Annotated in this window: 14 protein-coding genes; 9 read left to right on the top strand and 5 right to left on the bottom strand. The window is 73.4% G+C overall.

Annotated features, from left to right (window positions below):
• Positions 1 to 83 precede the first annotated feature (83 nt).
• The gene (locus tag ACH442_RS12335; protein ID WP_396338018.1) at positions 84 to 1235 is read right to left on the bottom strand and encodes an acyl-CoA dehydrogenase family protein; all 1152 of its coding nucleotides are present in this window, start codon (positions 1233 to 1235) and stop codon (positions 84 to 86) included.
• 231 nt (positions 1236 to 1466) lie between these two features.
• On the opposite strand from ACH442_RS12335, the gene ACH442_RS12330 reads away from it, so the two are divergent.
• The 4 genes from ACH442_RS12330 to ACH442_RS12315 all read left to right on the top strand — a co-directional run bounded on the left by ACH442_RS12330 (position 1467) and on the right by ACH442_RS12315 (position 12288).
• A complete protein-coding gene (locus ACH442_RS12330; protein ID WP_396338017.1) occupies positions 1467 to 6383 on the top strand; it encodes an SCO7613 C-terminal domain-containing membrane protein in 4917 nt (1638 codons plus the stop codon).
• 356 nt (positions 6384 to 6739) lie between these two features.
• Entirely contained in the window at positions 6740 to 8569 is a 1830-nt protein-coding gene (locus ACH442_RS12325; protein ID WP_396338016.1) for an arabinofuranosidase catalytic domain-containing protein, read from the top strand.
• Between the two features lie 320 nt (positions 8570 to 8889).
• Positions 8890 to 11673: a BTAD domain-containing putative transcriptional regulator gene (locus ACH442_RS12320; RefSeq protein WP_396338015.1), complete on the top strand. Its 2784-nt coding sequence runs from the start codon at positions 8890 to 8892 to the stop codon at positions 11671 to 11673.
• Positions 11674 to 11769: 96 nt separating this feature from the next.
• The gene (locus ACH442_RS12315; RefSeq protein ID WP_396338014.1) at positions 11770 to 12288 is read left to right on the top strand and encodes a sigma-70 family RNA polymerase sigma factor; all 519 of its coding nucleotides are present in this window, start codon (positions 11770 to 11772) and stop codon (positions 12286 to 12288) included.
• Here ACH442_RS12315 and ACH442_RS12310 read toward each other — a convergent pair.
• From ACH442_RS12310 to ACH442_RS12300, 3 genes are all read right to left on the bottom strand, one after another.
• On the bottom strand, positions 12240 to 13166 hold the full coding sequence (locus ACH442_RS12310; RefSeq protein ID WP_396338013.1) for a hypothetical protein: 927 nt from the start codon (positions 13164 to 13166) through the stop codon (positions 12240 to 12242). The two genes, ACH442_RS12315 and ACH442_RS12310, sit on opposite strands and share 49 nt — an antisense overlap.
• 434 nt (positions 13167 to 13600) lie before the next feature.
• Positions 13601 to 14197 carry a hypothetical protein gene (locus tag ACH442_RS12305; protein WP_396338012.1) on the bottom strand — a complete coding sequence of 199 codons (597 nt, stop codon included), beginning with the start codon at positions 14195 to 14197 and terminating at the stop codon, positions 13601 to 13603.
• Positions 14198 to 14202: 5 nt separating this feature from the next.
• Positions 14203 to 14493 (bottom strand): hypothetical protein, encoded by a 291-nt coding sequence (locus ACH442_RS12300; protein ID WP_396338011.1) that lies wholly within the window; start codon positions 14491 to 14493, stop codon positions 14203 to 14205.
• Positions 14494 to 14595: 102 nt separating this feature from the next.
• On the opposite strand from ACH442_RS12300, the gene ACH442_RS12295 reads away from it, so the two are divergent.
• On the top strand, positions 14596 to 15072 hold the full coding sequence (locus ACH442_RS12295; protein ID WP_396338010.1) for a hypothetical protein: 477 nt from the start codon (positions 14596 to 14598) through the stop codon (positions 15070 to 15072).
• Here ACH442_RS12295 and ACH442_RS12290 read toward each other — a convergent pair.
• A complete protein-coding gene (locus ACH442_RS12290; protein ID WP_396338009.1) occupies positions 15044 to 16336 on the bottom strand; it encodes a hypothetical protein in 1293 nt (430 codons plus the stop codon). The genes ACH442_RS12295 and ACH442_RS12290 overlap by 29 nt on opposite strands.
• A 173-nt stretch (positions 16337 to 16509) precedes the next feature.
• Between ACH442_RS12290 and ACH442_RS12285 the strand changes: the two genes are divergently transcribed.
• The 4 genes from ACH442_RS12285 (at position 16510) to ACH442_RS12270 (ending at position 22896) form a co-directional block, all read left to right on the top strand.
• Positions 16510 to 17130 (top strand): response regulator transcription factor, encoded by a 621-nt coding sequence (locus ACH442_RS12285; RefSeq protein ID WP_396338008.1) that lies wholly within the window; start codon positions 16510 to 16512, stop codon positions 17128 to 17130.
• Between the two features lie 74 nt (positions 17131 to 17204).
• A complete protein-coding gene (locus ACH442_RS12280) occupies positions 17205 to 20186 on the top strand; it encodes a hypothetical protein (protein ID WP_396338007.1) in 2982 nt (993 codons plus the stop codon).
• Complete coding sequence (locus tag ACH442_RS12275; RefSeq protein ID WP_396338006.1) at positions 20183 to 20899, top strand: DUF4255 domain-containing protein; 717 nt, start codon at positions 20183 to 20185, stop codon at positions 20897 to 20899. The genes ACH442_RS12280 and ACH442_RS12275 overlap by 4 nt, the downstream gene beginning before the upstream one ends.
• Positions 20896 to 22896 (top strand): ATP-binding protein, encoded by a 2001-nt coding sequence (locus ACH442_RS12270; protein WP_396338005.1) that lies wholly within the window; start codon positions 20896 to 20898, stop codon positions 22894 to 22896. Before ACH442_RS12275 ends, ACH442_RS12270 begins: the two co-directional genes overlap by 4 nt.

Genomic DNA, 22896 nt, shown 5'->3' with positions numbered 1-22896 from the left:
GGGCCAGCACCCGACGGACGGCGACAGCATCCGGAGCGGGGGGAATATCATGCCATTGGCCTGCTAAAACGCAGGCCGACGGCCTACTTGAGGAGCTGGCGGGCCATGACGATGCGCTGGACCTGGTTGGTGCCTTCGTAGATCTGGGTGATCTTGGCGTCGCGCATCATGCGCTCGACCGGGTAGTCGCGGGTGTAGCCGTACCCGCCGAGGATCTGCACCGCGTCCGTGGTGATCTCCATGGCCACGTCGGAGGCGAAGCACTTGGCCGCCGCGCCGAAGTAGGTCAGGTCGGCGTCGCCGCGCTCGCTCTTGCCGGCCGCGGTGTAGGTGAGCTGCCGCGCCGCCTCCAGCTTCATGCCCATGTCGGCGAGCATGAACTGCAGGCCCTGGAACTCGGCGATCGACTTGCCGAACTGCTTGCGCTCCTTGGCGTACCCGAGGGCGAAGTCCAGCGCGCCCTGGGCGATGCCGATGGCCTGCGCCGCGATGGTGACCCGGGTGTGGTCCAGGGTCTTCATCGCGGTGGCGAAGCCGGTGCCCTCGGCGCCGATCATGCGGTCGGCCGGGATGCGTACGTTGTCGAAGTAGACCTCGCGGGTCGGCGACCCCTTGATGCCCAGCTTCTTCTCCGGCGCGCCGAAGCTGACGCCCGGGTCGGACTTCTCGACGACGAACGCCGAGATGCCGCGGGAGCGGGCACTCGGGTCGGTGACGGCGAAGACCGTGTAGAACTCGGAGACGCCGGCGTTGGTGATCCAGCGCTTGACGCCGTTGAGGACCCAGGAGTCCCCGTCGCGTACCGCCCGGGTGGTCATCGACGCGGCGTCGGAGCCGGCCTCGGGCTCGGACAGGCAGTACGAGAACATGCCCTCGCCGGCGGCCACCTTGGTCAGGTACTTCTGCTTGAGCTCCTCGGACGCCGACAGGATCAGCGGCAGCGAGCCGAGCTTGTTCACCGCCGGGATCAGTGACGACGCGGCGCAGGCCCGGGCCACTTCCTCGATCACGATGGCGGTGGCGAGCGCGTCGGCGCCGGCGCCCCCGTACTCCACCGGGATGTGCGGGGCGTGGAAGTCGGAGGAGCGCAGCGCGTCGTACGACGCCTTCGGGAACTCCCCGGTCTCGTCGGCCTCGGCCGCGTTCGGAGCCACCCGGGCGTCACAGACCTCGCGCACGGCGGCGCGGATGGTCTCGTGATCCTCCGGCAGCCGGTAGACGTCGAAATCAGACATGTCCCTCGCCCTTCCCCTATTCAACGAACCCGCCCGCAATGTTACTGGCGCGTAGCGTACGCCGAGCAATGGAACAGGACTGTGCCGAATATCGCCGCGGTTGACGGGCAAGCGAGGTCACTGCCGGGTTCGGGGTCGTTTCAACAGATCTCCACCCGGTTGAGGCTGTTCTAATGGTGTGGCGTACCGGCATGCTCTAACTACGGAGCGGCACGCTGGCGAGGAGGACCGGTGGCGAAGGCTGAGGAGCCTGACTACGGCGAGCAGCTGGCTCGGATCGACGCCTCGATTGCGGCGCTCAAACAGCAGGACATGGAGGCCGCCTCCACCCGCACGAAGATCGCCAGCAAGATCCAGGCCGCCCAGTTCCAGAAGGACATCCTGGCGCACGCGCAGAAGCAGAAGGCCGGCAAGTCGCGCCGCGTCCCGGCCGGTGCGCGCCGCACTGCCGAGGAGTTCCCGCCCCCGCCGCCGCCCGGCACGCGCCAGGCCGGCCCGGACGAGGAGCCACCACCACAGCCGGCGAAGAGCGCACCCCGCCGGCCCACCGCCGACGGGCCGGAAGGCGCCGCCCGCCGGTCCGCCCGCAAACCGATGGCTCCGCTGGAGCACGGGCCGGAGGCGTCCACCCAATCGGTGCAGAACATCCTGCTCGGCCTCGGCGCGCTGCTGATCGGCATCGCCGCGGTGGTCTTCGCCGGGGTGGCCTTCTCCAATCCGATGGCCCGCGCGGTCATCCTGGCCCTGTTCACCGCGATCGCGTTGAGCGTGGCGCCCGGTGTGGCCCGCCGCACGCTGACCTCGACCGCCGAGACGATCGCCGCGATCGGCCTGATCCTGCTGCCGATGACGCTCTACACGCTGCACGGCAGCCCGCTGGGCGGCGGTGCGGAGATCGCGGTCCCGTTCTACCTGGGCATCACGTTCGCGGTCACGGCGGTGGCGAGTTTCCTCTATGCCGGTGCGACCCGGCTGGCCATCCCGCGGTACGCGACGGTGATCGCCACCCAGCCGGTCGCGCCCCTGTTGGCGTACCGGTGGATCGAGAGCCCGGCAGGCTGGGGCCTGGCCCTGACCGCGGTCGCCGTGCTCGACCTGCTCCTGCTCACCCGGGTGATCAGGCAGGGCCGGCTGGTGCCGCGCTGGCCGCTGGGCCGGCCGACCGCCGCCGACCGGGCGAGGCAGGCCGAGACGGAGGCCGAGCCCGATCCCCGGCCGGAGTCACAGCCGGAAGAGCCGGATCTGATCATTTCCGGTCTCAAGCCGAAGCGCCGCCGCTGGATGCCGACCCGGATCTTCCCCGGGCCGCGGCCGGAGGGCGCCCCGCCGGCCGGTTCCGTCCCGCTCGCCCCGCCGGCCGAGCCGCCCTCGGCGGACTGGTTGCGCGAGCTGACGTTCGCGCTGCTCTGCGTCGCGTGCGCGGGCGCGCTGCTCTACTCCTCGGTGGCCCTGCTGCAGGCCCAGGTCTTCGCGGACGCGTTCCGTTCCGGCCTGATCCTGATCGCCGCCGCGCTCACCGGCGTCGCCGCGGCCAAGCTGCTGGGCCAGCCACTGGTCCGGCACGTCGCCGGTGGCGTGCTCACCCTCGCCGTGATCGGCACCGCGGCCCGGCTCGCCGACGTGGTCGACCCGCGCTGGACGCTGGTGGTCGCGGCCGCGACGGTCGCGCTGGCCGGCGCCGTGGCCGGCCTGCTGCCCGAGCAGGGGCGAACCGGTCCGCAGTACGCGTCGACCGGCGCCCTGGCCCTGATCGGCCTGTTCGTGGCGATCGACGCGATCCGCGCCGCGATCGCCCCGGTCGCCGCGGCCCGCCCCATCTGGCACGCCGACACCGCGGACTACGCCCGGACGCTTTCCGACGCGGTCGGCCCGTCCGGCTGGCTGCTGGTGTTCGCCGCGCTGCTGGTGACGATCGCGGCCGCGCTCGCCCTACCGGCCGGCATCCGGCACGAGGGCGCGGTGCTCGGCGTGGCGATGACCGGCCTCGCGGTGCCCGCCTCGCTCGGCCTGAACTGGTCCGAGGCACCCTGGCCGCTGGTGCTGGTGGCGATCGCGATCGGCGCGGGTGGCCTGTGGTCGACGACCCGGCGCATCGCGATCACGCACGTCGCCGCGGCCGGGCTGGTCGGCCTGTTCGGGGCCGGGGCCGCGCTCGCCGCGACCTGGCTGACCGCCGCGGTGCTGACCGCGCTGGCCGGGGCCGGGGTGATGGTGACGTTCGCGGCCCGGCAGATCCCGTTCAAGATCTACGCGTTCGTGATCGGCGACTGGGCGTCCGGCGCGGCCGCGCTGGCCATCCCGGGGGCCGCGGTGACCGCCGCGCTGGCCATCTCCGACACCGGGCAGGGCCCGCCGCCGACCGCCGCGGCGACCGTTCCCGCGCTGGCCGCGGGCTTCCTCGCGGTGGCCGGCACGCTCAGCTACGCCGCGGTGTTCCAGGTCGCCCGCCGGGAGATCAGCCTCCCGCTGACCGCCGGCACCGGCCTGGGCGCGCTCGCGCTGGCCGCCGCCGCGATCGTGGCACCCGGCCGGGCCCCGGCCGACGTCGCGGTCGGCGCGCTGCTGCTGGCCGCCGCGCTGCTGCTGTTCTTCGCGAAGACGATCGACGACCGCGGCCGCACCGACCGGATGATGGACGGGCCGGACTGGGCCGCCGCGGCCGCCACGGTCGCGATCTGCGGCGCCCTGGCCCGGGTTGCCGCGCTGGCCTTCCCGAGCGCTCCGCTGGCCGTCGCCGGCGTGGTGATCCTGCTGGTCGGCATGGGTGTCACCGTGCTGATGGAGGACTGGAAACGCGGCCCGTCCCGTGGCCTGGGCATCGCCGCGCTGGTGGTCGCCGGGCTCGCCGCCGTCCAGGCGGTCAGTGGCAGCCTGCGGATCCTCTCCGCCCCCGGCCCGCTCTGGGCGGCCGACGTCGACCACTTCGTCAGCAACCCGCCGCCCGGCGCCTGGCAGGCCCCGTTCACGCTGGTCCTGGTCGCGATCACGGCCGCCATCGCGCTGCCGAAACCGTGGTCGCACTACGCCTCCGGAACCTGCGCCGCGCTGGCCACGATGGGCGCGCCGTGGGCCCTCGGGCTGCCCTGGTGGTCGCCGCTGCTGATCGGTGCCGCGGTCGCCACGGCGTACGCGCTGGCCAGCCTCGCCACCCAGGAGCCGCAGGCGGCCCGGGCGCGTGCCGTGGTCGCCGCCATGGTTCTGCTGCATGCCGCCGTGGTCGGCCTGGCCCGCCCGTGGTCGACCGGGATGGTGCTGCTCGCCGTGGTGCTGCTCGGTGCGCTGGTGGCGGTCACCGCCCGCGGCCGGGAAACGCTGCTGCTCCCGCACCGGGCGCAGATCGGCGGCGCCGCGACCGGGGCCGTCCTGCTCGCGCTGCCCGGCGCGCTCGCCTCGTTCGCCGCCGACCAGGGGCACAGCGCCCAGGTGGTGCTGACCGCCGCGCTGGCCGGTTCGAGCCTCGGGCTGGCGCTGCTCGCGCTCTTCGGCCGGCACGTCCCGCAGTACCTGCCGTGGGCGACGATCGGGCTGGTGCTCGGCGCGACCGTGACCGCGCTGGTCTCGGTGCCGACGTCGTACCCCACCGCGCTCTACGCCGCGGCCGCCGCCCTGCTCGGCGTGCTCGCGGAAATGCTGCGCGGCGCGGTCCCGGCCCCGCTGAGCCCGGAGGTGGTCGACGAGTTCCCGGCGGGCGACATCCGCTACCAGCGGGCCCGCCGGCTGCGTGGGGGCGGCCTGTTCCAGCGCTGGCGCAGCGACCCGGCCACCGGCGCCGTGATGCTCGCCCTGCTGCCGACCGTGCTGGCGCTGTTCTCGCTGGCCCCGGCCCTGCGCGCGGCCCTGCTGGACCCGCTGAAGCAGCTCGGTGCGATCTGGGACGGCCCGGTGCCGGCCCTGCTGACCCCGGACGCCGGCAACGTCGACGCGACCAGTGCGCTCGCCGCGGTCCTGCTCACGGGGGCGGCCACTCTGGCCGCGCTCGGCTTCGGCGGACGCCCGGCGGAAACCGTGCCGGTGATCCTGCCCGGTGTGGCGCTGACCCTGCTGATCACCCCGATCGCGCTGCACGCCGGTTTCCCGGCGGCGACCGGCGCGGCGCTGGCCGTCTTCACGATCTCGATGCTGGGCCTCGCCTTGACCCTGCCACCGGTGGCCAGCCGGTCGCCGATGCTGCGCGGCACCCGGACCGTGGTGTTCGTGATCGGCCTGCTCGCCGGGGGCGCCGGACTGTCCGGCAGCCTGGCCCGCTCCGACCTGACACTGTTCACGCTCGGCGCCGCGGTCGGCGTCGGCCTGGTCGCCGCCATCGCCGGTCGCACGTCGACCGCCCGCCTTCTGGGCTGGCTCTTCGCCGCGCTGATGGGTCAGATGTTCGTGCTGGCCGGGGCGATCTCGCTGGGGCTGGACCGGCACTGGGCGGCGTTCGGCGTGCTCGCCGTCGGCGCCGGGCTGCTCGCCCTGGAGTCGCTGCTGCCGCGGCTGGGCCTGGCCCAGTTCCGCGCCGAGGCGGTCACCGTCGAGTGGAGTGGCTACGCGTCGGCCGCGATCGCCGGGGCGCTCGCCTTCGACTCGCCGGCGCACCTGGCCGCGCTGCTCGCCGCCTGGGGCGCGGTGCTCGGCCTGACCGCGTCCCGGCCGGACCGGACGGCCGGTCAGCGGCGCATGCTGTTCTGGGCGGCGGTCGGCTTCGAGATCGTCGGCTGGTGGCTGTTCATCGCGCTCGCCGAGGTGGCGCTGCCGGAGGCGTACACGCTGCCCTTCGCCGCCCTGGCCCTCGCCGTCGGCATCGTCGAGGCCCACCACCGCCCCGAGTTGAGCAGCTGGGCGGCCTACGGGCCGGCGCTGCTGGCCGCGTTCGTCCCGTCGATCGCGCTGGTGATCACCGGCGGCGGCCACAAGGACGTCCGCGAAGTGTTGCTCCTGCTCGGCGGCGTGGCCACGCTGATCATCGGCTCCCGCACGAGACAGCAGGCGCCGGTGGTCATCGGCGCGGTCGCGACGATCGTGGCCGCGTTGAAGTTCATCTTCAGCCTCGGTGGCCCCTGGCTCATGCTGGTCCCGGTCGGCATCGTCCTGATCTTCCTCGGCGCCACGAGCGAGAGCCGGCGCCGCACCCAGGATCTGCGCAACCGGGTCTCCCAAATGCGATAACCCCCGATTTCGGTACGCCGTGAGCCCGCTCCCGTGGCTCACGGCGGCGCGCATCCGAGGCCGGCCCGTTCCGTGCCGCGCCGCCCGAACCGTTCCGGCCATACCTGGAGCGGCCGGGGTCGCGCCGGAACGGGGCTGGGGTGCCCGGTCGCGGGGACCGCGCCGGGGCCGGGTTGGACTGCGCCCAAGTATGCCCGAGCGCCCGGCCGCCCCGGTGTAGGCAACAAACATTATCGAACATCAGTGACCGCATATTGACTCGTTCGATCAGGTCGGCGTAATTTTCGAAACATCGATGACCTGACGTTCATCGATGTCCTTCCCGCTCCGTTCCCACCGACAGGAGCCGATCGACCATGTCCAGAAAGCGCTCTCTCGCCCTGCTCGCAGCCGCGGCCGTCAGCCTGATCGCCGGGCTGCTCGCGGCACCCGCCCCGGCCGTCGCGGCCGGTTCCCAGCCCTGTGACATCTACGCCGCGGCAGGCACGTCCTGCGTTGCCGCGCACAGCACCACCCGGGCCCTGTTCGGCGCCTACAGCGGCCGCCTCTACCAGGTCACCCGGGCCTCCGACGGCGCGACCCACGACGTCGGGACGCTCACCGCCGGCGGCTATGCCGACGCCGCCGGCCAGGACGCCTTCTGCAACGGCACCACCTGCCGGATCACCAAGGTCTGGGACCAGACCAGCCGGCACAACGACCTCTCGATCGCACCCGACGGCGGGGCCGGCAGCGGCGACCGTGGCGCCGACGCGAGCGAGATCGCGGTCACCGCCGGCGGCCACAAGGTCTACGGCCTCTGGGTCTCCCCGGGCGTCGGCTACCGCTACACCGGGGTGGCGTCCGGCGTCGCGGTGAACGGCCGGCCGGAGGGCGTCTACATGGTGGCCAGCGGGACGCACGTCGGCTCGGACTGCTGCTTCGACTACGGCAACGCCGAGTCCACGCCCTACGACACCGGCAACGGTCACATGGACGCCGTCAGCATCGCCACCACCTGCTACTTCGCGCCGTGCCAGGGCTCCGGGCCGTGGATCGAGGCCGACCTGGAGAACGGCATGTTCCAGGGCGGCAACGGGTCGAACCCGAACCCGGGCAACAACTCCCCCTTCGTGACGGCCGTTCTGAAGAACAACGGCCAGACGACGTACGCGCTCAAGGGTGGAAATTCACAATCGGGCGCGCTGACGACGTGGTGGAACGGGTCCCTGCCGACCGACAAGGCGGGTTACAAGCCGATGCACCAGGAAGGCGGGATCATCCTCGGCATCGGTGGGGACAACAGCAACCGCAACCGTGGCACGTGGTTCGAGGGGGCGATGGTCGCCGGCTATCCGACCGACGCGGCCGAGAACGCGGTGCAGGCCAACGTGGTCGCCGTCGGTTACTCCGGACAGACGAACGTGCCGAACGGGCCGGCCGGGACGATCACCGGACCGGGCGGCAAGTGCGTGGACGTGGCCGCCGACGACACCGGCGCGAACGGGGCCGCGGTGCAGCTCTGGGACTGCCAGAGCTACGCCGAGGACCAGCGCTGGACGCATTTCGCGGACAACACCGTGCGTACGCTCCATCGGTGTCTTGATGTTGTGGGTAACGGCACCGCCGGTGGCGCGCAGCTCGAACTCTGGGACTGCACCGGCGCCGGTGGGCAGAAGTGGGTGCAGCAGGCCGACGGCTCGCTGCGCAACCCGCAGTCCGGTCGCTGCCTCGACGCACCGAACGGCGCGACCGCGAACGGCACCCGGCTGCAGCTCTGGGACTGCAACGGCGCGGCCGCGCAGAAGTTCGCGCTCAACGCCGGTGGCGTCGTCGGCACGCCCGGCGCCAAGTGCACCGACGTGGCCGGCGACGACAGCGGAGGCAACGGCACGGCCGTCCAGATCTGGGACTGCCAGTCCTATGCCGTGGACCAGCACTGGTTCCACCAGTCGAACGGCGCCTTGCGGACGCTCGGCCGCTGCCTCGACATCAACGGCAACGGGACCGCCGACGGCACCCAGGTCGAACTCTGGGACTGCAACGGGGTCGGCGGTCAGGTCTGGCAGCAGCAGGCCGACGGGTCGCTGCTCAACCCGCAGTCCGGCCGCTGCCTGGACGCACCGAACGGCGCGACCGGCAACGGCACCCGGTTGCAGATCTACGACTGCAACGGCAGCGCGGCGCAGAAATTCGCGCTGAGCTGACGACCGGCGCGGGCCGGCCTCCGGGAAGTCGGGGGCCGGCCCTTCCGGCGCTCACGCATTCAGCCCGCCGGGAACTCCGGCGCCAAGCCCTGGTCGCGCTCGATCTGCCCGCGTTCCCGGAAGTTCCCGGTGCTCGTCGGAGCAGTCGCCGGGCCGGGTGAGTCGTCCGGCGAGACCGGTCTCCGGCCGGGCACCGCCGAAGGTGGACACCAGGGGTCGGCGGCCGGTGGGGGGTTTGTGTCGGGCTTCGGACCGTTCTGGTCGGGACCCCGCTGCGGACCTACTCTGATGACGGACAGCAAACGGATGATCGAGGCGGGATGTCGCTGACGTTTTCGGTGCTGGGGCCGGTCCGGGCCTGGCGGGACGGCGCTGAGCTGGATCTGGGGCCACCGCAGCAGCGGGCGCTCCTCGCCGTTCTGCTGATCAATATCGGTCACCCTCTGTCATTGCGGGAGATCGTCGCCGCTCTCTGGGGCAGCGAGCCGCCGGAGACCGCGGGCAACCTCGTGCACCGGTACGTGGGGGTGCTGCGTCGCCTGCTCGAGCCCGGGCTGACCGGCCGGGGCGCGTCGCGCGTGCTGGTCCGCGGCTCCTGGGGTTACCGGCTCGACGTCGATCCGCAGGCCGTGGACCTGCTGCGGTTCCGGCAGTCGCGCCGCGACGCCGACGGGAGTGAGCCCGGTGAGGCCGCCGCGATCCTGCTGGACGCGCTGGAGCTGTGGCACGGGCCGATCGCCGCCGACATCCCGGCCGACGTGCGCACCGGGCCGGCGTTCACGCTGGCCGACGGCGAGCGGCTGGCGGCGCTGAAATCGGCCGCCGAGCACGCGCCGGCCGCCGGGGCCGAGGTGGCCGGGCGGGTGCTGCTCGCGGTGCGTGCGGCCGCCGCCGAGCATCCGCTGGACGAGCTGCTGCAGGCGCGGTTCATGCTGGTCCTGGCGGCGACCGGGAAGCAGGCGGAGGCGCTCGAGGTCTTCCGGGCCACCCGCGAGCGGCTCGCCGAGGAGCTGGGCCTGGATCCCGGCGCGGATCTGCGCGACGCCCATGAGCGGGTGCTCCGGCAGCAGACCGAGCCCCCCGCCCCGGGCGGGACCCGGCCGGTCAAGCGGCCCGCCCAACTCCCGCCGGACCTGGCCGTCTTCGCCGGGCGCGGCCCCGAGCTGGAGCTGTTCCCGCCGGTCGGCGACGAGCCGGGCCCGGCCGCGGTGGTGGTCACCGTCAGCGGCATGGGCGGCGCCGGGAAGACGACCCTGGCCGTGCACTGGGCCCACCGGATCGCCGAGCACTTCCCGGACGGCCACCTCTACCTCGACCTGCACGGGTTCTCCGCGAGCCGGGCGATGATCAGCCCGGCCGACGCGCTGCACTCGTTCCTGGAGGCGCTCGGCGTCCCGGCCCGGGAGGTCCCGGCCAGCCTGCAGGCGCAGACCGCGCTCTTCCGCAGTCTGCTGGCCGGTCGCCGGGTGCTGATCGTGCTGGACAACGCCCGGGACAGCGAGCAGGTGCGGCCGCTGCTGCCCGGGGCGCCCGGCTGCCTGACCGTGGTGACCAGCCGCCATCAGCTGTACGACCTGGTCTCGCAGCACGGCGCGACCGCGATCACCTGCGAGCACCTGCCGTCGGGCGACGCGATCGAGCTGCTGTCCCGCCGGATCGGGGCGGAGCGGGTCGCGCGTGAGCCGGCCGCCGCCGCGGAGATCGCCGAGCTGGCCGGCCGGATCCCGCTGACCCTGGCGATGGTCAGCGCCCGGGCCGCGATGAACCCGCGGTTCTCGCTCGCGGCGATCGCCGGGGAGCTGCGCGAGTCGGACGGCAGCCTCGACGCGTTCGAGGGGGAGTCGGCACGCTCCGGCGTGCGGTCGGTCTTCGACTGGTCGTACCGGGTGCTGACCCCGCCCGCGTCCCGCCTGTTCCGCCTGTTCGCGCTGCACCCGGGCCCGGAGTGTTCGACCGCGGCGGCGGCGAGCCTGGCCGGGGAGCCGCTCGGGTGGGTCCGGCGGGCCCTCGCCGAGCTGTTGCGGGCGAACCTGGTCGTGGCGACCGAACCGGGCCGGTTCGGGGTGCACGACCTGCTCCGGGCGTACGCGCGGGAACTGGACGGCGACGACGACGGCGCCCGTGAGCGGATGCTCGACCACTACCTGCACACCGCGGTCGACGCGACGGCGCTGCTGTTCCCGGCGCGGGAGCGGCTGCCACTGGGTTCGCCGGCGCCGGGCACCCTGGTCACGGCGTTCCGGGACGCGGGCGAGGCGGCCGCCTGGTTCGACAGCGAGCGGCCGGTCCTGATCGCGGCGGTCAAGCAGAACGCCACCGTCCGGGACGGGTATGCCTGGCAGCTGGCCGGCGCGCTGGACATGTATCTGGACCGCACCGGGGCGTGGCTGGTCCAACGCGAGATCCAGGCGCTGGCCCGGGCGTCCGCGCTGGCCACCGTGGACCGGTACGCGCTGGCCTGCACCGAACGCTCGCTCGGTTTCGCCGAGGGCCGCCTGCGCCACTGGGCCGAGGCGGACCGGTACCTGGAGCACTCCCTGGAACTGTTCGCCGAGATCGGCGACGGCAACGGGGCGGCCCGCGCCCACCGGCTGCTGGCGTTCCTGCTGAACCAGCGGGAACGGCACGACGACGCGATCGCGCACTACCGGGCCGCGACCGAGTTGTACCGGGCGTCCGGCCGGCGGTCCGGGCTGGCGCACGTGCACAACGAGACCGGCTGGACGCACATCCTGCTCGGGGACTACTCGCAGGCGCTGGCCGAGTGCCGCCGGGCGGTCGAGGAGCACCGGGCGATCGGGGACCTCAACGGTGAGGCCGCCGCCTGGGACAGCGTCGGGTACGCCGAGCACCACCTGGGGGCGTACGAGCAGGCCCTGATCTCCTTCGGTCACGCGGTGCGCATCTATCGGCTGGTGCACGACCGTTACCTGGAGGCGGACACGCTGGTCCACATCGGTGACACGCACGACGCCGCCGGTCACGCGGCGCGGGCCGAGGCGTCGTGGCGTGCGGCGCTGACGATCCTCGACGACCTCGGTCACCCCGACGCACCGCAGATCCGGGCCCGTCTGCGCCGCCGCGAGGTGCGCGCCGTCGCGTAGTTCTGACCGCCCGGTCAGAACTTGGTCAGAGTTCCGGAAGTTCCCTCTGCCTACGGTCGCGCCCGACCGTCGCCGCGAGACAGGGACCCCGTCACCATGGCCACCACCACCGTCACCGACCAGCAGGCGCAGTTCGACGCGCTCGTCATCGAGCACGGCCCGGCTCTGCTCAGCTACGTCCGGACCCTGGTCAGCGACCACTACCTGGCCGAGGACCTCACGCAGGAGACGCTGATCCGGGCGTGGCGGCACAGCGAGCGGCTGTTCACCGGCGAGGGTTCGATCCGCGGCTGGCTGCTCACCGTCGCCCGCCACCTGGCCATCGACCGGATGCGCAGCGCCGGCAACCGGCGGGAGAGTCTCACCGTCGAGGACCGCCCGGCCGAACCGGCCGTGCCGGACCACGCCGACGCGATCGTCGCGACCGCCGAGGTCACCGCGCTGCTGCGCCGGCTCTCCACCGAGCACCGCACGGTCCTGCTGCACACGACGATGGCCGGGCGCACCGCGGCCGAGACCGCGACGATCCTCGGCGTCCCGGTCGGCACGATCAAATCGCGACAGCACTACGCCCTCAACGTCCTCCGGAAGGCCTGGGTCAAGCGGGGACGGTGAGGGCCACACCGAGCACGGGAATCTCCAGCGAACCGTCGGCGGCAGCGTGCCGGCGCCAGTGCGCGCTCTCCCCGGCGTCGCCGCAGACCAGGCCGGTCCATCCGGCGCCGCCGCTCCCGCCGAGCGGCCCGCTGCTGCTCGTCCGGCTCACCGGCGAGCACGATCAGGCCCCGGACCGGCCCGCGCACGGCGGCGCCGCGCAGCGGACCCGGCGATTCACTCGCGGTCCGCGGTGGAGGCGTCACCATCGGCGGTACGTGTTCGAGCCCACCCGCAAGCACCAGCGGCGCCGGCCCGTCGGTGGCCGGCAGCATCAGCACCGGCGTACCGGGGCGCAGCCGGGCCACCTCGCCGAGCAGGTGCTGCACGACGTCCCGCGCGACCGCCCGATCGCCGGTGACGCTGAGCACCCCGTCGAGCCGGCTCAGATCGACCAGCAGCGCCTCCCCGTCCGCGGCGAACCGCGCACCGAGCGCGCGGCGGGCGGCCAGCCGACGGCGTCGCCGGCCCGGCTCGGTGATCGCCCGGGCGACCCGGCGGGCGAGAGCGGTCACCTGGCGACGACTCACGATCAGGACCGTGATCAGGGCGAGGAACACCGCGGCGACGACGGCGAGGGCGGCGGCGAGCGGGAAGGTCACCGCCGTACGGGAAACCGGATCTTGATTTTGATTCTGGCTTTGATTCTGGCCGCCGGTCTCGCGGGCCCGGCGCTGGTCCCCGAGGGTGCTCGCGGCGATCGACGGCAGCGTCTGGGACGCCTCGGTGACGACGAACACTTCGACCAGGCCGTCGTCGGCCGCGGCCGGCCCGGCGCCGAGCAGCGCCACCCAGCCCGCCATGACCAGGACCAGCGCGGTCCGCAGGAGCGAAGACATGCCACCTACACGGAACGCCCGCGGCGGATGGTTCGACGAAAAACGCTCGAACCCTTCCGGCGGCCCGTCCCGGGTATCCCCCGACGCAGGCGCACGGCGAGAGGTGGAGGATGGCGCGGCAGCACGCGACACCCGCGGATTTCGACCTGGTCGGGATGAGCGCGGACCCGACACCCGGTGATCCGGATCAGATCCAGGGCGTGGTCCAGCGCTACTCCGACATCGCCGGCGCGGCCGAGCGGGCGCTGAGCGTCCTCAAGAAGGACGGCTCGATCGCGGCAGGCCGCGGCTCGGCCGTCGACAAGCTGCGTGAGAAGGTCGGCGACGACCTGCCGGACAAGCTGGCCAAGACGCAACGGGCCGCCCCGCTTCCTCCCGGCGACGCGGCTCACCCTCCCGGGACGCCGCGGTGCGGCCGGGCGGCTGGTGCGTGGTTACTCGACGAAGCGGAACGTGCTGGTGATGGCGTCGAACAGGTCGTAGACCTCGTTCTTCAGCGGCAGGTTCGGGCTGGCGAGGGTCACCACGAGGAAGTCCTCGGCGCGGCCCGGCACCGGCATCATCGTGTGCATGGTGAGCAGCTTCACGTCGATGTCCCCGGTCAGCCGGGTGGTCTCGGTGCCGGTCACCCGGGCGACCGGGCCGACGTGCGGCAGCCGGACCGACGAGATGATCCGGTCCTTCGGCGCGATGCCGGCCGCCGACACCCCGGCCTGCGCGGAGAGCACCGGCAGCGTCAGTTCCTGACCGGGTGGGGTGGTGACGGCGAAGACCATGCCGTACGCCATGAAGAGCCCTTCGTCGTAGACCGTCGCCGTCCCCGCGGCCAGCAGCGCCCCCTGCCGCCGGGCGGCCCGGCTGACTTCCCGGGCCTGGCGGAACATGTCGTTGATCCGCATCCGTTCGCGCGGGTCGGTCGTGGTGGCCAGCGCCTGGGCGCGTACCGCCGCCAGCTCCTCGCCGCCGAGGTCGACCTGGTCCCAGAGGTCCGGGACGTCCAGCAGGAACCGCCGCGCGGTGGTCGTCGCCATCGGTGTCACCCTTGTCCTTCGTGGAGGTTCTCGGCGGCGTCCTGGTCGGTCTTCTCGAACGAGTCGAGGATGTTGCCGTTCGCGTCCCGGACGCCGGCGATCTGCCGCTTGAGCTGGAACCGGCCGTCGTTCCACCGGTCCTCGAAGTGCTGGGCCGAGTGCCGCAGCCGGTCCCGGCCGAAGGCCGCGTCGAAGTCGAACGTGTGATGCCCGATGTCGATGAAGTCGTGGACGAAGGTGAGCATGTCCTGGGCCTCCTTCAGCTCGGTGCCAGGGATGTTGACGTCATCGGCCATGCCGCACACACGAGACAGCCCGCGGTGATGGTTCAAGCGGGGTGAACCATCCGGGCCGCCGGTCTCGTGTGTGCGGCGTGGCTTCGACCCCCGTCCGCCGCGGTGCTGCTCTGCGCGGCCGCCCTGATGTCCGGCTGCGGCAAGACGATCACCATCACCGACTCGGACCGGAAGCAGCCGCCGGCCGCGCCCGCGACCACCTCGGCCGCGGCATCCTCGGCGCCGGCGGCCGGGAACGGTCAGCTGGAAGTGGTCGGCTCGGTCTACCTGGCCGGCGTCGACCCGAAGCAGGTCGGGGCGATCCGCCGGGCCGGCGGCACCGTGCAGCTGACCGTGGGCGGGTGGCCGATCTACCGCTGCTCCGGTGACTCGAAGCCGGGTGACCTGAACGGGCAGGGCGTGGGGGCACGTGGTTCGCGGCCGGCCCGGACGGCGAGAAGGTCGTCGCCGCCGAGTAACGGCGCCGGCCGCCCGAGGTGCTTCCCCTCGGCAAAGCGGAAGACCCGATTTCCCGTACGGCGAAATCGGGTCTTCCTCTTTCCCGGGTGTCTTATTTGGTCTTCTGCATCAGGCCGTTGAGGTAGAGCGACTCGCGGCATTGCGTGGCCGCGGTCGCGTTGGCCGGAGTGCCCGGGGTGCGGCAGGCGACCTGCATGCTCACCTTCGCACCGGCCGGCACCCGGATCGGCGTGACCGAGTGATAGTCCTGATTGCGGAAGTTCTCCAGGGCGTAGGTGACCACCGGCACGCCGTTCGCGGTCACCCGCAGCGTGCCCTCGTCGCCCTGCACGTTGTCCACCAGGAAGTCGGTGAGCAGGAACGTCTGCTTGGCCGGCACGGTGTAACTGCGTTCGGCCGAGCCGGCCTTGTTGGTCCGGAACGTGATCGCCGCGGAGAACTGCTCGCCCGGACCGTTCCCACCCGGGCCGGCGCCGGCGCCGGCACTCTGCTGGCCGGCGCCCGGCGCGCCGCCCTGGGTGCCGGAGCCGCCCGTGGCGGCCGGGGTCGGCGTCGGGTCCGGCGGGGTGGTCGCGAACTCGGCCTCCTGGGCGGCCTTCTGCTGCGCGGTGTTCTGGTCGACGGCCTCCTTGGCGGCGGTCTTCACCGCCGGCCGGACCAGCCCGAACCAGAGCGCGAGCAGCGCCAACAGGAGCGCCAGCAGCGCCGCGAGGAGTTTGAGCAGGCCGGCCGAGATGATCGGCTTCTGGACGAAGACGCCCTCCATCGCGAGGAGCCGGCCACCGGCCGGTTGCACCTCGGCGGTGAACGGGAACTCGCGCGACGGCCCCCACCAGAGCCAGCGGCGCGCCTTGACGGTCAGGCGGGTCTCGGCCCGGGTGCCGTTCGCGGCGAGCAGCGCGGCCGGCCGCAGCGCGAACGTGACCTGGTCGGTCCCGTCGGCGGCGGCGAAGGCCAGCTCCTCGGCGACGTTGCCGTGGTTGTCGGTGTCGATGCGGTAGCGGCCCTGCCGGCGGCCGGACTGCGAGCCGGGCTGCAACTGGGCGGTGACCTCGGAGAACGGCTCGATGGTGAGCACGCCCTCCTGCACGACGGTCGCGTCCGGGTGTTCGGAGGGCACGACGCGGACGCCGAACGGGCGCTCGCCGGCGGTGACGCGCGGGGACCGCGGCGGCGCGAAGGTGACCGTCACGGTCTCGCTGCCGGCCGGGTAGAGGGTGATCTCCGCGGGCTCGGTCACGGCCCAGTCGGCGGGCTCGCCGAGGACCTCGATCCGGTAGGCCTCCACGGTGTCGCCCGAATTGCGGACGGTCACCGGGACCGTCACGGTGGAGCCGGGGGACACCGAGACGGAGTCGGTCCCCAGGTTCGCGGATGCACGCATGTAGCTGAGCGTAAGGATTACGCCGCGACGGAACAGGTCCGTCGGGGAACCGGCACGGGCAGATCTGATGCCCGTCCGGTCTGTGTGTTTCGCGCCACGCCGCCCGTTAAGTGCACGCTAAGTGGTTGGTAAGCGGGAGAGCGCAGAATGCCCCGGACGAAGGGGGTTCAAACATGCAGCGCGTGCCGGTGTTTGTCCAGGCCGAGGATCCGATCACGTTGCTGGGGATGAACAGCCACCTGGCCGGCCGTCCGGAGATCCGGGTCGTCGCCGAGGCCGAACGGGCATCCGCCGCCGTCACCGTGGTCGTCGCCGACACCGTGACCGAGGAAACCTTCGCCACGCTGCGTGACCTCCGCCGGGGTGCGAGCCGGCTGGTCCTCGTCGCGTCCGATCTGGACGACGCGCAGCTCTCCCAGGCCGTCGAGTGCGGCGTCGTCGGCGTCGTCCGGCGCGGCGAGGTGCCGACCGGCCGTCTGATCCAGGTGCTGCTCGCCGCGGCCAAGGGGGAGGGCAGCGTCCCCGGTGACCTGCTCGGCCGGCTGCTGGAGCAGATGGGCCGGCTGCAGCGCGAGGTGCTGCACCCGCGCGGCCTCACCCTGCGCGGCCTGACCACCCGCGAGGTGGACGTGCTGCGCCTGGTCGCGGAAGGGCTGGAGACCCGCGAGATCGCCTCGAAGCTGTCCTATTCGGAGCGCACGGTGAAGAACGTGCTGCACGAGCTCACCACCCGGCTCCAGTTGCGCAACCGGGCGCACGCCGTGGCGTACGCGTTGCGCCACGACCTGATCTGAGGGCAGTCTCTCTGCCCTCGTCGTTGCCCCGGCGTCCGGTGCGGGCGCCAGGGTCCGTCACCCAGGATGACACCGTGCTGAAGTCTCGGGCGTTCCCGGCCCTTGCCCTGGCCGCGCTCGTCGCGGCGTCCGGTGTGTGGGCCGTGGTCGCCGGTGCCGCCCCCGGCGATCCGCCGCTGAAAGCCGCTGACCTGCGGGTCGCCTACGTCGGCACCGCGCACCGGTCGATCGGCGTGGTCGCCGGCGCCACCACCTCCGACCCGCTCTTCGCCACGAGCGTGCAGCACTTCGACGACGAGGCCTCGGCCCGCGGTGCGACGGTGACGTTCGTCAGCCGCCGCACGTCCCGGCTCGCCCAGGTCTGGTCGAAGGCCGGCAGCGGCAACCCGGTGCAGCTGACCACCGACACGGCCCAGGTGGCGAGCCACCCGGTGGTCTCGCCGGACGGAACGCAGATCGCCTACGCGATGACCCGCGACGGCGTCGGCAGCGCCCGTGACCTGTGGGTCGTGGGCGTCAACGGAGGCACCCCGCGGCGGGTCACCGACGGGACCGGGGACAACTACTGGCCGTCCTGGTCACCGGACGGCACCGAGCTCGCCTTCGAGGGCAGGATCAATTCCGATGTCCCGCAGGTGTGGTGCATCGCGCTGACCGGTGGCGCGCCGCGCTTCGTCACCCAGGTCGCGGGCGGGGCCGGCGAGCCGTCGTGGAACCCGGTCGCAAGCCGCGGCCTGATCGCCTGGACCGCCGCGCCGGGCAGTGCGAACGACCGCAAGGTGCACATCAGCGCGCTGGACGGCACCAACGACCGGCTCATGCTGCACACCGAGTGGGAGAGCCGCGAGCCGGTGTGGAACCCGGACGGCCTGACCGTCGCGTTCGTCAGCCGCAGCACCCAGCCGGACGGCGCGCTCGGCGCCACCGACCTGCTCTACAGTGGCCAGCCGCGCGACGACGGCTGCCCCTGCATCGCCGCCCTGCAGTACAGCGAGGACCGCTCGATCGGCCCGCCCAGCTGGTACGACCCGGACGGAAGTGGTCCCCGGCTGCTGATCACCCGGACCACCGCGGCCGACCGGTTCACCGCCGACCTCTCCGACGTCCGGCCGGACGCCGTCGACCCGCGCGACCTCGGCGTCACCGTGCTCCGCGAGGACCCGGGCGCCGGCGCGAACCCCGACCTGCTGTGGAACCCGGTGAACGGGGACCCGTGGACGGCCCGGCCGTCGTACTCGCCGGACGGGCAGCGCATCCTGGTCAGCCGGTTCGAGACCGAGGGCGCGAACCGGGTCGCCCGGCTCTGGGTGGTCTGGGCCGACGGCAGCCACGGCAAGCGCCTCGACCTGCCCGGCCGCACCGCGACCGGCTCCGAGACCGAGGCGGTCTGGTCGCCGGACGGGACGCGGATCGCGTACTCGCTGCGCACCCCGGGCGCGCCCGCGCGGATCGTCGTGGTGAAGGCGGAGACCGGCGAGCCGGCCGCCACCATGCCACCCGGGGGAGACGCGGTCGGCGAGACCCAGCCGGCCTGGTCGCCGGACAGTGCGTCGCTCGTCTTCGACCGCGGGCAGACCGAGGGCGCGGCCGCGAACAGCCACCTCTGGCTCGTCGCCGCCGACGGCACCGGCCCGCAGACCGACCTCACGCTCGCCTCCGGCGGGGCCGGGCGGGCCGACTACGGCGCCGGCTTCTCACCGGACGGCAACCAGATCGCGTTCGGCCGCGCGCCGGACGGCATGCTCGCCATCGACCTGGCCGGCAAGAGCTGCCGGGCGCTGGTGCCGGTGAACAACACCTGCGGCGGCACGCTGATCGCGCCCGACACCGGGCCGCACCACCCGCGCGAGGTGGTCTGGTCGCCGGACGGGTCGACGCTGGCCCACGCGGCCCGGCGGTACGCGGCGGTCACCGAGCCGGACTACGTCAAGACGTACGACCTGGCCAGCGGCGTCCGCGACGGCCTGACCTGGGAGATCCCCGGCCGGCAGCGCTGGCCCGCCTGGCAGGGCGCCAGCGACATCACCACCGCCGTGGTGCGCAAGCCCCAGCAGTTCAGCGCCGGCAACACCACCACCGTGGCGCTCTCGGTGACCGACAAGGGCCCGGTCACCGCGCACGGCGTGCACGTCGACCTCACGGTTCCGGCCGGTTTCCAGGTCAGCAAACTGGAAGCGGACACCGGCACGTGCGACCTCACCGCGCTCAGCTGCGAACTCGGCTCGCCGGGCATCGGCGTGGCCGTCGGCGTCCGGGTCACGATCACCGCCACGACCGCCGCCGAGGGGTCGCTGAGCTGGACGGCCGGCGGCTGGTCGGCCGACGCCGCCCCGGTCGACAACACCGCCGAGGTGGACCTGGCCGCCACCGCGCCACCGGCGCCGTCGCCGAGCGAGTCGGCCGCGCCGCCCGCACCCCCGGCCCCGCCGCGGCTGCAGGTCAGCGTCGTGATCACGCCGACCCCGACCTGGGTCGGCCACCGCACCACGGTCCGTTACACCGTGCGCAACGTCGGCGGCAGCCCCGCGACCGGCGTCACGATCACCCCGCAGCTGCCGGCCGGCATCCCGGTCGTCACCCGCCCGGCTGCCTGCGACACGACGATCTGCCGCGTCGGCGACCTGAACCCGGGCACCGCGCGCCAGTTCACCTTCGTGCTGGTTCCGCCCAAGCGGATCACCACGACGGTACGGGGCGTGATCGGCGCCGACACCCTCGTGACGCAGACCGTCGGGACCCCGCTGCGCGTGCTGCAGCCCCGCATCGTGGCCAACCCGGAGCTCGGCCCGCCCGGCTTCGTCACGATCATCCGAGGTTTCGACTTCCCGCCCGGGGTGCCCGTCCGGCTGGCCTGGGACACCGGCGTGACGGTCGCGGCGAACCCGGCCGTGCCCGACGCGAAGGGCGGCTTCGACGCGCAGCTGCTGGTCCTCTGGAAGGACGAGCTCGGCCCGCGGCAGGTCGTCGCCACCGGCACCGGCTTCGCCCGCGTGACCACGGACTTCCGGGTCGTGCAACCGGCCCAGCAGCCGCCCGGGCTGGTGCTGCGCAAATGATCGACGAGGTGGACGCGGCACTGCTCGCGCTGCTCACCGAGGACACGCTGGCCGGGATGGACCTCCAGGTGGCGTTCGACGCGCCGACCAAGGAGTGGACGGCCCGGCGGACCGCGCCGACGGTGAACCTGTTCCTCTACGACATCCAGGAGGACATGTCGCTGCGACAGCAGGGCTCGGCTCTGGAGTACGACGCGGACGGCGCCGCGGTGGCCGAACACGACGCACCGCGGTGGTTCTCCCTGTCGTACCTGGTCACGGCGTGGACGAGCCGCCCGCAGGACGAGCACCGGATCCTGTCCGTGCTGCTGGCCGGGCTGGTCCGGCACGACGCCGTCCCGCCCACGCGGCTCACCGGCACCCTGGCCGGCCTCGCCCTGCCGGTCTCGCTGACGATCGCCGTCCCACCGATGCGGGACCGTGGGCTCGCCGACATCTGGAGCGCGCTCGGCGGCAACCTGAAACCGTCACTCGACCTGGTGGTGCTCGCCCCGCTCGCCGGTGGCAGCGTGCGCGCGGCGGCCGCCGTCACCGACGGGCTGCGGCTGACGACCCGGGACGCGGACACCGGCGTGGACGAGTCCCGACGTCTCAACCAGCCGGAACTCGCCGACGAGGAGCAGGTGCGGGCGATGGGCGTACCGCGGGAACGTGATCTTCCCGGCGAACGCCGGCGTCGTGGCGGGAGCCGGCCGATCGGGCCGCACCGGTGAGTGAATACCTCGGGGTCCGGCTCTCCCTGATCGAGCAGCGCATCCGTCAGGCCGTCGCCGTCCGGCAGGAGACCGACCCGGACCCCGGCGACCCGCTGCGTGGCCTGCACATCTCCGCCGCCGCGGCCCGCCGCCTGCTGGAGGATCCGGCCGCCGGGCCGCTGCCGGACCTGGTCGACCGGGACGCGCTGGAGGCCGCCGAGCAGGTCGCCGACCGGGCCGAGCAGGCGGGGGAGATCGTGCCGCTGCGCCGGTTGGCCCGCGAGTTCGGGCTGCCTGCCCTCGACTCGGAGATCCTGCTGGTGGCGATGCTGCCGGACCTCGACCGGCGGTACGAGAAGCTCTACGGCTACCTCAACGACGACGTCACCCGCCCCCGGGCGACCGCCGGGCTGGCGCTCGAACTGTGCGGCGTCCTGCCGGTTCTGGGCGCCGCCCGCGCCCGGCTGACCGCGGGATCCCCGCTGGTCGACGGCGGTCTGCTGCTCGTCGAGGACGCCGACCGCCCGTTCCTGACCCGGACCCTGCGCGTTCCCGACCGGGTGCTCGGGCACCTGCTCGGCGACGACCGGCCGGACCCGAGCCTGACCCGGCTGCTGCACCCGCTACCCGACCCGGGCTGGAAACCCGCCGGCGCCGACGGGCTGGCCGCCGCGATCGGCGCCGGTCACCACCTGTCCTACGTGTACGACGGCGCCGCCGAGGACCTCGCCGTCGCCGCGCTCACCCTCGCCGGCCGGCCCGCGCTGCGCCTCGACCTGGACGCGGTGGCGGCGAGCCCGGCGCCGGCCGAGGTAGTCGCGGCGGCGGTCCGCGAAGCCCGGCTGACCGGCTCCGGCCTGGTCGCAGGCCCGGTCGAACCCGACCGGATGGGCACGCTGCGCGGGCTGCTCGACGCGGCGGCACCGGTCGTGCTGACCGGGCGAACCCGGTGGGACCCGCTCTGGGCCGAGCAGGCGCCGGTGCTGGTCACCGCGCCGCCGGTCGGCACCGAACGCCTCGACCTGTGGCGGTCGGCGCTCGGCGCCCCCGTGGCCGACGGCGTCGACGTGGCGCGGGAACTGGCGCCGTACACACTGGACGCAGCACAGGCCCGGAAAGCCGCGACCGTCGCCGGCCACCTCGCGCTGATCGACGGCGCGGACCACGTCGGCGCCGGTCACATCCGCGCCGGGGTCCGCAGCCAGAACGCAGCCGGCCTGGAACGACTCGCCCGCCGCGTCGAGCCCGCGGTCGGCTGGGACGACCTCGTCGTGCCCACCGAGGCCGACCGGCAGCTGCACGAACTGGCCGCCCGGGTGCGCCACCGGGAGCAGGTGCTGGGCGGCTGGCGGCTGCGACCCGGCGGCGGCCGGGGGCGGGGCGTGACCGCGCTCTTCGCCGGCGACTCCGGCACCGGTAAGACCATGTCGGCCGAGGTGATCGCCGCCGACCTCGGCCTCGACCTGTACGTGGTCGACCTGTCCACGGTCGTCGACAAGTACGTCGGCCAGACCGAGAAGAACCTGGAACGCATCTTCACCGAAGCGGCCGGGGTCAACGGCGTGCTGCTCTTCGACGAGGCGGACGCGATCTTCGGCAAGCGCTCCGAGGTCAGCGACGCGCACGACCGGTACGCGAACCTGGAGAGCGCCTACCTGCTGCAGCGCATGGAGTCGTTCGACGGCGTGGCGATCCTGACCACGAACCTGCGGGCGAATCTCGACGAGGCGTTCATCCGCCGGCTCGACGTGATCGTCGACTTCCCGGTGCCCGACGAGGCACTGCGGCGGTCGTTGTGGGACCACTGCCTCGGCACCGACCTGCCGCGGGCCGACGACGTCGACCTGGACCGGTGCGCCCGGCTCTACGAACTGTCCGGCGGGGCGATCCGGGCCTGCGCGGTCACCGCGGGCTACCTCGCCGCGACGGCCGGCGGGCCGGTCACGATGGCGCAGCTGGTGGCGGCGGCCGAACGCGAATACCGCAAACTCGGCCGCCTGCTCCCGATCGGCTGA

This window comes from Actinoplanes sp. NPDC020271, assembly GCF_044388125.1.
Taxonomy (GTDB): Bacteria; Actinomycetota; Actinomycetes; order Mycobacteriales; family Micromonosporaceae; genus Actinoplanes.
The sequence above is the reverse complement of the archived record's forward strand: the minus strand, read 5'-3'. Positions and strand labels throughout refer to the sequence as shown.